Source organism: Micromonospora sp. NPDC047670, assembly GCF_043204915.1.
In the GTDB taxonomy this organism is placed as follows: domain Bacteria; phylum Actinomycetota; class Actinomycetes; order Mycobacteriales; family Micromonosporaceae; genus Micromonospora.
The window spans coordinates 65,610-78,297 of the sequence record NZ_JBIDDA010000019.1 but is presented as its reverse complement, the minus strand read 5'-3'; the positions used below and the strand labels follow the sequence as shown (position 1 = coordinate 78,297).

Below are 12,688 nucleotides of genomic sequence, written 5' to 3'. Positions count from 1 at the left end.
CCGGACGCGCCGCAGGCCGATGATGGGGCGACCCCCGCGGACCGTCGAGCCACGTGCTCCACCCGCCCGTCAGCCGAGGTGCCGTCGTTGGAACGCTGCTGGTTGTTCGCCCGCTTGGCCGTGCCGGCCGACGGATGCCCGGAGGCGCGGGTGACCGAACTGGTCGGGACGGTCCTCACCGATCTGGTCGCCGCCGCCCGCCGGGCCGACCCGGGCACGCACTGGTTCTTCGATCCGGAGCGCTCCCCCGCCGCGCCGGGCCTGAGCGTCGGCCTCCACGCCGCCCCGGCCGCCCTCGACGCGGTACGGACGCGGCTGCTCGCGTACGACCCGCGGGTGTCCTTCGCCGCCGACCCGTACGCGGTCCGCGACGCCGCCCGGGGTGGCCCGCTCGCGTGCGCGGGCAGCGACCTGGCGCTGGCCCTGCTCGGTGGGGACGCTCCCTGGCTGGCCGGCGTCGAGCTGCCGCTGGCCGTGGCGCACCTGCGGCACCTGACCGGGCTGGTGCCGGCGGCCGACCGGCTGGCGTTCCTCTTCCTGCACTGGCAGGACCGCGGTCAGCGGCTCACCGGGGCGCAGCGGCGGGACCTGGCCGCGCAGGCGGACGCCGGGGCGGAGAAGATCGTCCTGGCCGCGGGCGACCTGCCGCTCGGCGGGTCGGTCGGCGCCGCGTGGCGGCGCTACCTGGACCGGGTCGCCGAGGTGGTCGGCCGGAACCACCCGGCAACCCCGTCCGGGTTCCTGCTGGCGCACCACGCCCAGCTCACCCACGAGCGGTGGGGCATCGGGCCGGACGTCGACTCGTTGGCCGCGCTGGCGCTGCGGCTGTCGATGGTCCGGGACCGCCCGGTCGTCGCCGCACCGGCCCCCGTTGCGCAGAGGAGGCAGCAGCCGCATGCACCCGCCCGCACCTGACCGTCCCGCCCCCGCCGAACCGGCGCGGATCGACGTGGCGCTCGGCGAGCGCGCGTACCCGGTGCTGATCGGCCCCGGCGTACGCCACCGGCTGCCGGCGGAGGTGGCACGGATCGGCGCCCGGCGGGTCGTGGTCGTCTCGGCCCGGCCGCCGCGGTGGACGCCGGATCCCGGGGTGCCGCACCGGGTGGTACCGGCCCGCGACGGCGAGCACGACAAGAACCTGGCCACGGTGGAGCAGCTCTGCCGGGCGTTCGCCGAGTTCGGGCTGACCCGCGCCGACGCGGTGGTCTCCTGCGGCGGCGGCACCACCACGGACGTGGTGGGGCTGGCCGCCGGCCTCTACCACCGGGGCATCGCGGTGATCCACCTGCCGACCTCGCTGCTCGCCCAGGTGGACGCCAGCGTCGGCGGCAAGACCGCGGTGAACCTGCCGGAGGGCAAGAACCTGGTCGGGGTCTACTGGCAGCCCCGGGCGGTGCTCTGCGACACCGAGCACCTGGGCACGCTGCCGGAGCGGGAGTGGCGCAACGGGTACGGGGAGGTCGCCCGGGCGCACTTCATCGGCGCGGGCGAGCTGCGCGGCCGGCCGGTGGCCGAGCAGATCGCCGCGTGCGTGGCGCTCAAGGCGCGGGTGGTGGCCGCCGACGAGCGCGACTCCGGGCTGCGGCACATCCTCAACTACGGCCACACGCTGGGGCACGCGCTGGAGCGGGCCACCGACTTCCGGCTGCGGCACGGCGAGGCGGTCGGCGTCGGCACGGTCTTCGCGGGCCGGTTGGCCGGCGCCCTCGGCCGCATCCGGGCCGACCGGGTGGCCGAGCACCACGAGGTGGTCGCGGGTTACGGCCTCGACACGACGCTGCCCGCCGGCGTCGGCCACGACGACCTGGTCGCGCTGATGCGGCGGGACAAGAAGGCCACCTCGGGCCTGTCCTTCGTCCTGGACGGCCCGGCGGGGCCGGACCTCGTCACCGACGTGCCCGAAGCCGCCGTCCGCGCCGCCCTCGCCGCCATGTGAGGTCGCGCGACAGTCGCCGAACCGATTGACTTTCGATAGGTTGCGAGCGATAGTCGATGCATGGTCGCAGAACATCGAGCGGTGGCCCCGCTCAGAGTCTTCCTCGTGTTGCTGTTCGGGATCCTGGTCATGCTCCAGACCTTCTCGCTGCCCGGGCAGTTCGCGCACATGGCCGAGGAGTCCCCCGAACACGCCTACCTCCGGTGGCCGATGACCGCCGTCGCCGTGTTCTGGGTGCTGTGCGTCCAGGTGGTGATCGTGTCCACCTGGAAGCTGCTGACCCTGGTCAGGAACGACCGCATCTTCAGTGACGCCTCGCTGGCATGGGTGGACGCGATCGTGTGGGCGATCGTCGCCGCCTGGGTGGTGCTGCTGGGCGTCTTCCTCTACGTCGGGTTCAACGCGACGGACCCCGGACTGCCACTCCTGTTGTTCCTGATGCTGGTCGGCGTCGCCGTGCTGGGCCTCCTGATGGTGGTGATGCGCGCGCTGCTGCGGCAGGCCACCACGCTGCGGACCGACATGGAAGCGGTGATCTGATGCCCATCGTCGTCCGCATCGACGTCGAGCTGGCGAAACGCAAGATGAGCGTCGGCGAGTTCGCCGAACGGGTGGGGCTCACGCCGGCGAACGTGGCGGTGCTGAAGAACGGTCGCGCCAAGGCCGTCCGCTTCAGCACCCTGGAGGCCATGTGCCGGGTGCTCGACTGCCAGCCCGGTGACCTGCTCGAGTGGGTCGAGGAATGACCATGACGCCGCACCCCGCGCGCGGCGCAGAGACATCGACCCGTCGGCCCGCGCACCCGCGGGGCCGGCGACGGGTCCGGCCCCGGAAGAAGGAGACCCCATGAAGTACGTCGTCGCCGTCGTCGCCGTCCTCGCCGTCGCGGTCGGCGTCGCCGGCATCGTGCTCGGGGAGGCCGACGACTCGCCGGGCCTCCAGCTCCTGGGCGCCCTGCTCGTCATCGGCGCGATCGGGTTCGGCGTGCGGGCCGCCCGGCGCGGCAGGTAGCAGCCGCCGCGGGAACCGCCGCCGCGCGGTCGGCCGGCCGCCGCGTGCACCGGATCGCCGAGCTTGGCCACGAGGTGGTCGCGCAGGTGCAGCTCGAACCGGCCGTCGCGTTGGGCATTCCGGTACGACTGCCGGGCGCGGGTGGCGACGAAGGGGTTGCCGTACAACTCCGCCGGCGGCCACCAGCCACACTCGCGCAGCCAGTCGCCCGCGACGGGATCGAGTTCGTCGACGGTGACTGCCCGGACGCTGCCGGGCGGATCGAGCCTGCTGGCGATGGCCCACAGCTCCTCGCAGACGGCCTGCTCGCTGGCGAAGACGACCGGCTCCGGGCCGTGCGTGTCCGGGGGAAAACGGGCGGGGCGGTTCGGGTCGCGGACGGTGACGTGCGCCGCGCGAACCCCTGTCGCGACCGGGTGCCGCCGGTGCGGGTCAGTGGACGAGGACGGCGGGGCAGTGCGCGAGCAGGTCCGTCGGGGCGTGCAGGACCAGGTCGGGACCGGCGGCGAGCAGCGCGGCGACGTCCCCGCCGTGCCAGGTGGTGGCGACCGCGGTCGCCCCGGCGTCCCGGCCGCTGAGCAGGTCGATGACCGCGTCGCCGACCATCATGGCCTGCCCCGGCGGCACGTCGAGGTGACCGAGGGCCTGGAGCACGATGTCCGGGGCGGGCTTCGGTCGGGCCACCTCGTCGGAGCCGATCACCTGGTCGAACAGGCTCAGCACGCCGAGCGTGTCGAGCAGCGAGCGGGCCCGGGGGCCCGCCTTGCCGGTGGCGATCGCCATCCGGATGCCCCGCTCGTGCAGCGTCTCCAGGGTCTCCCGGACGCCGGGGAAGAGCGGCACCAGGTGCGCCATGCGGTAGCTCTCCCGGACGAACGGCTCCTCCATCTCCAGCGGCAGCCCCATCAGCCGCATGATGTCCGGGAAGTACCGGCCCATGTGCCGGTTGTACTCCTCGAACGGCGCCGGCCCGTCCCCCACCACCTCGGCGTACGCGATGCTGAACGCCTCCCGCATGACGGCCGAGCTGTCGACGATGACGCCGTCGAGGTCGAACACGACCGCGCGGATCGGGCCGCGGACCGGCGACTGCGGGCTCACCTCGACGGTGGACGGTGGATGGCTCATGGCTGCTCCCGGAAGCGAGTGGGGTCGACGGTGGTTCTCACCGGTCGTGACGGCCCGCCAGCGCGTGCTGCCGCTCCGGCTCGGTGGGCCGGGCGGCGTGGTAGATCCGTTCGATGACGTCGATGGTCCGGCGCGCCTCGGCGACGGCGGCGCCCCGGCCGGCGGGGTCGGCGAGCAGCCCGGGTAGGGCGTCGAGCTGCCGGTCGTACTCGGCGCCGATCGCCTCCTCGCGCAGCGGCAGCCGGACGGTCTCGCCGTCGCGGGTGCGGGTCAGCATCGGCGTCGGCTCCCGGTTGGGGCTGAAGCCGAAGGTGCAGCGCAGCGTCGCCGAGCCCGCGGCGCCGTGCACGGTGATGGTGGTGCGGTCCAGCGACTCGTGCGACGCCCAGCAGGCGTGCAGGGCGACGGAGGAACCGGCGGCGGTGAGCAGGAAGCCCCGGGCGGTGTCCTCGACGTCTCCGGGGACGCGGCGACGACCTGCGGCGGCGTCGCCGCGCCAGGCGGCGTGGGCCGCGCCGTCGTTGACGAAGTCGTCGGAGACGCTGCCGATGGCGTGGGTGATCCGGGTCGGGCCGAGCAGCGGCAGCACCGTGTCGAGCAGGTGCCAGCCGAGGTCCACCAGCGCGCCCCCGCCGGAGAGGTCGCGCCGGGTGAACCAGCCGCCGGCGTCCGGCACGCCGCGCGCACGGACCCAGGCCACGTCGACGTGCCGGATCGGGCCCAGCTCACCGGCCGCCTCGGCCAGCGCGCGGACGTCGGCCCGGTAGCGGGCGGCGCTGCCGGCGAGCAGCACCGCCCCGCCGTCCCGCTCCGCCTCGGCGAGCAGGGTCGCCTCGGCGGAGGTCAGGCAGACCGGCTTCTCCAGGAACACCGGCACGCCCCGGCGCAGCAGCCGGGCGGCGACGGCGGCGTGGAGGTGGTTCGGCACGGCCACCACCACCAGGTCGGCCGCCCCGGCCGGAAGCTCGTCGACGTCGGCGTACGCGGCCGGGACGCGGTGGGTGTCGCGGGCCCGGTCGCGGACGCCGGGCTCCGGGTCGACCACGGCGGTCACCGCGAAGTCCGGGTGCGTGGCGAGCCGGGGCAGCCAGATCTCCCGCCCCGCCCACCCGAGGCCGGCCACCGCGACGCGTACCGGCCGGTCGGGCACGGTGGCCGGGGGCAGGGTGGTCATCCGGCGAGGATGTCGGCGAGCACGGCGGCGATGTCGTGCATCTGCTGCTCGGTGCCGAGCAGCGTGCGGTGGTGCAGCCAGATGCAGTCGGCGTGGATCTGCTCGACGTTGGGGCAGCGGGCGGCGATCGCCTCGACCGACTCGTCGGGGGCGCCGGCCTTCCAGAAGCCCTCGCACCGGTAGATCGCCCGAAACGCGACGAACGCCGGGACGCCCCGGGCGATGAGCGCGTCCACCACGGCGCGGCGGCGCTCGAGGGTGATCCCGGGGACGCGGAACATCGCCATGTAGTGCGGGTTGCGGTCGGTACGCGGATCGATGCCCTGCGGGACGACGCCGGGGACCTCGGCGAGCAGGCTCGCCAGCAGCGGCCAACGCTGCTCGCGCACCGCGATCTGGGCGTCGAGCCGGGAGAGCTGGGCGCGCAGCACGGCGGCGGTGAACTCGCCCATCCGGTAGTTCGAGCCGGTGGTGCTGTGCAGGTAGTCCCGGTCGGTGCGGGGCCGCCCGCAGCTGTGCACGAGGAACGCCCGCTCGCGCAGTTCCTCGTCGGGGAAGAGCACCGCGCCGCCCTCGCCGGCGGTCATCAGCTTGCCGTTCTGGAAGCTGAACGCGGCCACCGAGCCGAGTTCCCCGGCCCGCTTGCCCTGCCACTGTGCGCCCTGGGCGTGCGCGGCGTCCTGGAGCAGCGCCACCCCGGCGTCTGCGGTGATCTTGCTCAGCGCGTCCATGTCGGCGAACTGGCCGGCCATGTGCACCGGCATGACCACCTTCGTGCGGGGGGTGATGGCGGCCTCGACGGCGGCCGGGTCGACGCAGTAGGTGTCCAGGTCGACGTCGACCGGCACCGCGACCGCGCCGAGGCGCTGCGCGGCCAGCGAGGACGAGATGAACGTGAAGGCGGGGACGATCACCTCGGTGCCGGGCCCGACGCCGAGCACCTCCAGGGCGACCTCGAGGGCGTGGGTGCCGTTGGTGACGGCGAGCGCGTGCGGCGTGCCGTGGTAGGCGCCGAACTCCCGCTCGAAGGAGTCGACCTCGCTGCCGCCCATCCGCCACCACTGGCCCTGCTCGAGGGCGCGGATCAGTCCGGCGCGCTCCTCGTCGCCGTACTGCGGCCACTCCGGGAATTCCGACACCGTCGAGGGCTGACCACTCATGACTTCCCACTTCCCAACTCGGGCAGACCAGGGGCTTCGCCGGACATCGGGCGCGCCGACCCGGGACCGCCGGTACGCGGTCCGGGGGCGCCGGATGGCCGGATCGAGGTAGGTGACGCCCCCGTGGTGCCGGCGGCATCGCTTCAGCAGGGAGGACGGTAACCGAACGGCACGCCGGGTCACCGCCCCTAACAGCCCCTACGCACCCCTTACTCCGCCCGCCGCGGGGTCGTCGCCGGGTCGCCCGACGCCGCCCGCGTAGTAAGACTTCTGAGGACCAGTCATCGGGTCCTGTCGGGACAGGGCCGCGCCCCGCGAGGTGAAGCGTGTCGGACGTGCTGCTGCTGAACGGCCCGAACCTGGGCATCCTCGGCCGGCGGGAGCCGGAGATCTACGGCACCGACACCCTCGCCGACATCGAGCGGGCGGTCGGCGAGGAGGTCGCCGCGCGGGGCTGGCGGGTGGTGGCCGAGCAGCACGACTGCGAGGGCGCCCTGATCCGCGCGATCCAGGGCCGTTACGACACCGTCGGCGCAATCGTCAACCCGGGCGCGCTGATGATCGCCGGCTGGAGCCTGCGCGACGCGCTGGCCAACTACCCGCGGCCCTTCGTCGAGGTGCACCTGTCCAACGTCTGGGCCCGGGAGAGCTTCCGGCACGACTCGGTCATCGCCCCGCTGGCCAGCGGGGTCATCGTCGGGCTCGGGTCGCTGGGTTACCGGCTGGCCGCCCGCGCCCTGGTCGCGACCGTCCGGTGAGGACCCGGCAGGCAACCGTCCGACGCCGCCGACCGGGCGCCGGTACGGTCGTCCGCACGTTCCGACTCTCCCCGAAGGACCTCACGTGCGCATTCCCGTCATCGTCCTGACCCTCATCCTCGCCGCGGTCTTCCTGGGCACCGCCGTGCCCAAGCTCACCGGGCAGGCACAGATGCGCGAGCGGATGGAGCACCTCGGCGTCTCCCCCGGCCTGACCCGCGTGCTGGGGGTGCTGGAGCTCGCCGCGGTCGCCGGGCTGCTGCTCGGGCTGCTCTGGGCGCCGCTGGGCGTCGCGGCGGCGGTCGGTCTCGCCCTGCAGATGGTCGGCGCGGTGGTCTACCACGCCCGCGCCAAGGACCCGGCCGCCATGACGCTGACGCCGGCCGTCTTCGCCGTCGCCGCGCTGGCGCTGGCGTACCTGCACCTGCGGCAGGGCTGAGGCCGGCATGCCGGATCCGGCTCGGCGCGACGGCGTGCTCGGCATCGACGTCGGCGGCACCAAGGTGGCGCTGCGCGCCGAGGCGGCCGGCCGGCCGGCGTACGACCGGGTCTTCCGCTGGCCGCGCGGCGCCGACGCGGCGGCGGACCTGGCCGCGCTCGCCGCCGAGGTGTCCCGGCTGCGCGAGGCGTGGGGCCCGGTCGGCGCGGTCGGGGTGGCCATGCCGGCGACCACGGATCCGGGGGGCGCGGTCACGACGTGGCCCGGCCGGCCCAGCTGGGCGGGCCTGGACCTCGCCGGCGCGCTGCGCCGCCTCTTCCCCGACGCGGCGACGGCCGTCGCCGACGACGGCGACCTCGCCGCGCTGGCCGAGGCCCGGCGCGCCGGCCGCGACGACGTGGTCTACCTGGGCGTCGGCACCGGGGTCGGCGGCGGCGTGGTGCTGGCGGGACGGTCGGTGCCGGGCCGGTCCTCGGCGGAGGTCGGGCACATGGTCGTCGCCCTCGACGGCCCGCGCTGCGACTGCGGCCGGCGTGGCTGCCTCCAGTCCGTCGCCTCCGGCCCGGCCACCCTGCGACGGGCAGCCGACGGTCGGGGCGCCGAGGTGGGCTTCGACGACCTGCGCGACGGGCTGCGCGACGGCCGGGCCTGGGCGGTCGACGCGGTCGACGCGAGCTGCCGCGCCCTCGCGGCGGCGGTGGTGAGCCTCGGCGAACTGCTGGATCCGGCGGTGGCGATCGTCGGCGGCGGGTTCGCCGCCGGGCTGCCCGGCTTCGTTCCGCTCGTCGCCGAACGGGTCCGCTCGGCAGGCCGGCCCGGACGGGCGGCGCCGGCGGTGCTCCCTGCCGCCCTCGGTGGCCTGTCGTCCCTGCACGGCGCGGTGGAACTGGCCCGGGGCCTGACCGGCGCGCCGCTCCCCGCCCCTGCTGTCCCCACCCCGTGAAGGAGATCGACCATGGTCAGGATCGGTGTCATCGTCGGCAGCACGCGGCCCGGACGCAAGGCGGACGTCGTGGCCCGTTGGGTGCGCGACCTCGCCGCCAAGCGGGGGGACCTCACCGCCGAACTGGTCGACCTCGCCGACTACGGCCTGCCGCACTTCGACGAGGTGCTGCCCCCGTCGATGGCGCCGTCCACGCGTCCGGCCGTACGCCGGTGGGCGGCGACGATCGGCCGGTTCGACGGGTTCGTCTTCGTCACCCCGGAGTACAACCACTCGATCCCGGGCGTGCTGAAGGACGCCGTCGACTTCCTCTTCCAGGAGTGGCAGCACAAGTCCGCCGGTCTCGTCAGCTACGGCGTGCACGGCGGCACCCGGGCCGCGGAGCACCTGCGGCTGGTGCTCGGGCAGCTCGGGGTGGCCGACGTCCGGTCGCAGGTCGCGCTCTCCCTGACGGCCGACTTCGTGAACTTCCGGGACTTCCGGCCGGCGGCGCACCACGAGGAGGCCGTCAGCACCATGCTGGACCAGGTCGCCGCCTGGGCCGGCGCGCTGCGGACACTCCGCCGGCCCTGACGCGCCCACGCCGCCGGGCCCGACGCCGCCGGGACCGACACCGCCACGTCCGACGCCGCCGGGACCGACACCGCCACGTCCGACGCCGCCGGGACCGACACCGCCAAGTCGACGTCGCCGGGCGTGCCCACGCGGCCCGCGCGGCGGTGTCGCCGCCGGGCCTGGCGGTGCACGCGGGCTCAGCCGGTCCGCTCGGCGCGGCGCAACAGCGCGGCGGCGACGCAGCCGCCGGCGAAGACGGCCACGGCGCCGACCGTCTGGCCCGTCTCCAGCGCGGACCGGAACGCGTCGGCGACGAGCCCGCGTTCCGCCTCGGTGCGGGCCGCGGCCAGGGCGGCGGGGAACGATCCGGCCCCGGCCAGCGCGGCGGGCAGCAGGGCGGCGAACCTGGCGTTCAGGATCGCGCCGAGCACGGCGACGCCCAGGCTGCTGCCGACCTCCGTCATGGTGCCGTCCACCCCCGCCCCGGCCCCGGCCTTCTCCGGCGGGATCGCGCTCATCACCGCCTCGACGATGGCCGGATTGGCCAGGGCGCAACCGGCGCCCATCACGAGCAGCCCCGGCAGCAGCACGCCGTAGCCGTCCGTCGGGGCGTGGGTGATGAGGGCGAGACCGCCGGCGAGCAGCGTCATCCCGAGGGCGATCGACCGGGGCAGCCCCAGCCGCCGGATCACCCGGGCGGCGACCCCGGCCACGTTGAGCAGGACGATGGAGAGCGCGAACGGCACCATCCGCAGCCCCGCCTCCCAGGCCGGGTAGCCCCGCACGAACTGGAGGTGCTGGGTCAGCAGGAACAGCGCCCCGGTGGCGCCGAAGGTGATCAGGACGACCCCGGAGACCGCGCCCACGAAGCGGCGACTGCGGAAGAAGTGCATGTCCAGCATCGGGTCGGCGACCCGCCGCTCCCAGGCCACGAAGGCGGCGAGCAGGAGCACCCCCGCGCCCGCCGCGCCGAGCACCGGGGCGGCCGTCCAGCCCCGCTCCGGCCCCGCGATGATCGCGTAGACGACCGTGGTGAGGCCCGCCGTGGAGAGCAGCACCCCGCCGAGGTCGAGGCGTCCGCCGGTCGGACGGCGCGACTCGGGCACCAGCGTCCACGCCGCCACCAGGCAGACCAGCACGATCGGGACGTTGACCAGGAAGATCGCCCCCCACGGGAGGTGGGCGAGGACGAGCCCGCCGAAGGGCGGCCCGGCCGCGAACCCCAGCGCGCTCGCCGCCGCCCAGAGCCCGATCGCCCGGGACCGCTCGGCGTCGTCGAAGACCTGCATCGCCACCGCGAGGGTGGCGGTCACCAGGAGCGCGCCGCCGATCCCCATTCCGGCCCGGGCGGCGATCAGCTGGCCGCTGCTCTGGGCGAGCCCGGCGACCAACGACCCGAGCCCGAACAGCACGAGGCCGGCGAGGAGCATCCGGCGGCGGCCGTACCGGTCGGCGGCGCTGCCCGCGGTGAGCAGCAGTCCGCACTGGACCAGGGCGTACGCGTTGATCATCCACTGGACGTCGACGGTGCTGGCGGCCAGCTCGGTCGTGAGCACCGGGATCGCCACCGTCAGCACGGTGTTGTCGAGCACCACGGTGACCTGGGCGAGGCAGAGCACGCCGAGGATCAGCCACCGGCCCCGCACCCGGCCGCCAGCGCCGGCCGCCGGGGCGGCGGCCGGCGCGGCCGTGGTCACGGTCATCGGTTCGGCGCGAAGCGGGCGATGGGGTTGACCAGGGTGCCGACCAGTTGCAGCGCCGCCGACGGGTCGGCGAGATCGACCATCTGCCGGTTGTTGCGCAGCTGGAGCCGGTTCAGGCAGGACAGCGCGAACTCGGGGGCGAACAGGTCGTAGCGCCGCAGCCGGTCGGCCAGGTGGGGGACGCTGTCGGCGTACTCGGCGGCGCACTCGGCGACGGTCCGCCAGAAGGTCTCCTCGTCCAGCACGCCCTCGGTGACCAGGATCGCGCTGAGATAGCGCAGGAAGCAGTCGAAGACGTCGGTGAAGATGGACAGCAGCTTCATGTCCTCCGGGACGTCGGCCCGGACCCGCCGCACCTGTGGGGGCAGGTCCGCGTCCGGGTCCATCACCACGATCTCCTCGGCGATGTCCTTGAAGATGGCCCGCTCGACCGTACCGCCGTCCAGCACGAGGATGACGTTCTCGCCGTGCGGCATGAAGGCCAGGTCGTGGGCGTAGAAGCTGTGCAGCAGCGGGGTGAGGTAGGCGTCGAGGTAACGCCGCAGCCACACCCGCGGCGCCAGCCCCGACAGCGCGATCAGCGCGGCCGCGAACGAGCGACCGTCGCGGTCGGTGTGCAGCAGGGACGCCATGGTGGCCAGGCGCCGGCCCGGCTCCAGACCGGGCACCGGGCTCTCCCGCCACAGCGCGGCCAGCATCTTCCGGTACGGGGAGTACCGGTCGGTCGCCGCCTCGTACTCCAGGTGCCGGTACCCGATCGCGGCCCGCTCGCGGATGATCGACAGGCCGGTGCGCCGGAACACCTCGTCGCCGGCGATCAGGTCGGCGAGCCAGTCGTTGATGGCCGGCGTGGCCTCCATGTACGCGGCGGACAGCCCCCGCATGAAGCCCATGTTCAGCACGGACAGCGCCGTCTTGACGTAGTGCCGGGCCGGGTCGGTGACGTTGAAGAAGGTGCGGATGGACTGCTGGGCGAGGTACTCGTCCGGCCCCGGGCCCAGGCACACCAGCCGGCGCTGCGCCACCTCGGCGGCGAACGTGACGGAGATCCTGTTCCACCACTGCCACGGATGCACGGGGATGAGCAGGTAGTCGGCCGGGTCGAGGCCGAGCCCGGTCAGCGTGCCCGCGAAGGCGGCCAGGGTCTCGTCGCCGAGTTCCGCGCGGAGCAGCGCGTCGTAGTCGAGGTCGGCGGCGCAGGTGAAGGTCGTCCGGTCGCGGTGCGCGGCCAGCCAGATCAGGCGGACCGGGCGGGCGGCCTCCGGGGCGTACGCCCGGTATTCGTCGACGCCGAAGCCGATGCGGCCGTTGTTCGCGACGAAGCCCGGGTGCCCCTCGGTCATCTCGGTCTCGATGGTCTGGAAGTCCGCCCGGGCGAGTTCGGCGGCGCTCACCGCCGGCTTGTCGAGCTTGTAGGCGGTGCTGGCCAGGGTGGAGCTGATCTCCTCCAGGTAGACGGGGAGGATCTCGTCGCTGAGGCTTAGCGCGCCGCGCAGGTCGAGGCAGAACTCCAGAGCGTCCAGCGGCAGCTCGGCGTCGCCGCGGTGCCGGGTGATGCTGTCGGCGTCGATCCGCCAGTGGTCCAGGGCCAGCAAATCGGCGCTGAACCGGTAGACCACCTCGCCGTCGTCGCCGCGCACCTGGAAGAGGCGCTGCCCCGTCGTCGGGCCGTTAGGCCCGGCGGGGACCGCCTCGGGCGCGAGCAGCCGTTCGTGGGCGAACTCGGCCAGGGCCTTGCGGACCAGCAGCCGGTTGGCGCGGGCCCAGCTCTCCGGCGTCAGGTGAGCCACGGATGCGGAGGGGTTCACGGGATCACCGCCAGGATGTCTGGTCCTTCAGTGCGGGGAGGGATGGCGGACGCGTTGTCAACCATGTCTGTCC

At 74.6% G+C, this 12,688-nt stretch carries 14 protein-coding genes; 9 read left to right on the top strand and 5 right to left on the bottom strand.

Features of this window, described 5'->3' with window-relative positions; genetic code table 11:
• Positions 1-150 precede the first annotated feature (150 nt).
• The 5 genes from ACGF7U_RS29230 (at position 151) to ACGF7U_RS29210 (ending at position 2,947) form a co-directional block, all read left to right on the top strand.
• Positions 151-915: a hypothetical protein gene (locus tag ACGF7U_RS29230; protein ID WP_393112120.1), complete on the top strand. Its 765-nt coding sequence runs from the start codon at positions 151-153 to the stop codon at positions 913-915.
• Complete coding sequence (locus tag ACGF7U_RS29225; RefSeq protein WP_393112118.1) at positions 896-1,936, top strand: 3-dehydroquinate synthase family protein; 1,041 nt, start codon at positions 896-898, stop codon at positions 1,934-1,936. The genes ACGF7U_RS29230 and ACGF7U_RS29225 overlap by 20 nt, the downstream gene beginning before the upstream one ends.
• Positions 1,937-2,017: 81 nt before the next feature.
• A complete protein-coding gene (locus tag ACGF7U_RS29220) occupies positions 2,018-2,476 on the top strand; it encodes a DUF2975 domain-containing protein (RefSeq protein ID WP_393112116.1) in 459 nt (152 codons plus the stop codon).
• Positions 2,476-2,682, top strand: a complete 207-nt coding sequence (locus ACGF7U_RS29215) for a helix-turn-helix transcriptional regulator (protein ID WP_091094605.1) — start codon at positions 2,476-2,478, stop codon at positions 2,680-2,682. The genes ACGF7U_RS29220 and ACGF7U_RS29215 overlap by 1 nt, the downstream gene beginning before the upstream one ends.
• 100 nt (positions 2,683-2,782) lie before the next feature.
• Positions 2,783-2,947 carry a hypothetical protein gene (locus ACGF7U_RS29210; protein ID WP_393112114.1) on the top strand — a complete coding sequence of 55 codons (165 nt, stop codon included), beginning with the start codon at positions 2,783-2,785 and terminating at the stop codon, positions 2,945-2,947.
• A 432-nt stretch (positions 2,948-3,379) separates the two neighbouring features.
• Here the strand turns inward: ACGF7U_RS29210 and ACGF7U_RS29205 are convergent, their stop codons facing one another.
• Genes ACGF7U_RS29205 through ACGF7U_RS29195 form a run of 3 tightly spaced genes read right to left on the bottom strand, consistent with a single transcriptional unit; the run spans position 3,380 to position 6,409 of the window.
• On the bottom strand, positions 3,380-4,075 hold the full coding sequence (locus ACGF7U_RS29205) for an HAD-IA family hydrolase (protein WP_393112112.1): 696 nt from the start codon (positions 4,073-4,075) through the stop codon (positions 3,380-3,382).
• A gap of 37 nt (positions 4,076-4,112) precedes the next feature.
• A complete protein-coding gene (locus tag ACGF7U_RS29200; protein WP_393112110.1) occupies positions 4,113-5,249 on the bottom strand; it encodes a Gfo/Idh/MocA family protein in 1,137 nt (378 codons plus the stop codon).
• Positions 5,246-6,409 carry a DegT/DnrJ/EryC1/StrS family aminotransferase gene (locus tag ACGF7U_RS29195; RefSeq protein WP_393112108.1) on the bottom strand — a complete coding sequence of 388 codons (1,164 nt, stop codon included), beginning with the start codon at positions 6,407-6,409 and terminating at the stop codon, positions 5,246-5,248. The genes ACGF7U_RS29200 and ACGF7U_RS29195 overlap by 4 nt, the downstream gene beginning before the upstream one ends.
• 326 nt (positions 6,410-6,735) lie before the next feature.
• Here ACGF7U_RS29195 and ACGF7U_RS29190 point away from each other — a divergent pair, with 326 nt between their 5' ends.
• From ACGF7U_RS29190 to ACGF7U_RS29175, 4 genes are all read left to right on the top strand, one after another.
• Positions 6,736-7,167, top strand: coding sequence for a type II 3-dehydroquinate dehydratase (locus tag ACGF7U_RS29190; RefSeq protein ID WP_393112106.1), 432 nt, complete (start codon positions 6,736-6,738; stop codon positions 7,165-7,167).
• Between the two features lie 85 nt (positions 7,168-7,252).
• On the top strand, positions 7,253-7,606 hold the full coding sequence (locus ACGF7U_RS29185; RefSeq protein WP_393112104.1) for a DoxX family protein: 354 nt from the start codon (positions 7,253-7,255) through the stop codon (positions 7,604-7,606).
• A 7-nt stretch (positions 7,607-7,613) separates the two neighbouring features.
• Positions 7,614-8,549 (top strand): ROK family protein, encoded by a 936-nt coding sequence (locus ACGF7U_RS29180; protein WP_393112102.1) that lies wholly within the window; start codon positions 7,614-7,616, stop codon positions 8,547-8,549.
• A gap of 12 nt (positions 8,550-8,561) precedes the next feature.
• Positions 8,562-9,122 (top strand): NADPH-dependent FMN reductase, encoded by a 561-nt coding sequence (locus tag ACGF7U_RS29175; RefSeq protein ID WP_393112100.1) that lies wholly within the window; start codon positions 8,562-8,564, stop codon positions 9,120-9,122.
• Between the two features lie 179 nt (positions 9,123-9,301).
• Here the strand turns inward: ACGF7U_RS29175 and ACGF7U_RS29170 are convergent, their stop codons facing one another.
• Positions 9,302-10,807 (bottom strand): MFS transporter, encoded by a 1,506-nt coding sequence (locus ACGF7U_RS29170; RefSeq protein WP_393112098.1) that lies wholly within the window; start codon positions 10,805-10,807, stop codon positions 9,302-9,304.
• Positions 10,804-12,615, bottom strand: coding sequence for an IucA/IucC family protein (locus ACGF7U_RS29165; protein ID WP_393112096.1), 1,812 nt, complete (start codon positions 12,613-12,615; stop codon positions 10,804-10,806). Before ACGF7U_RS29165 ends, ACGF7U_RS29170 begins: the two co-directional genes overlap by 4 nt.
• Between the last annotated feature and the right edge of the window lie 73 nt (positions 12,616-12,688).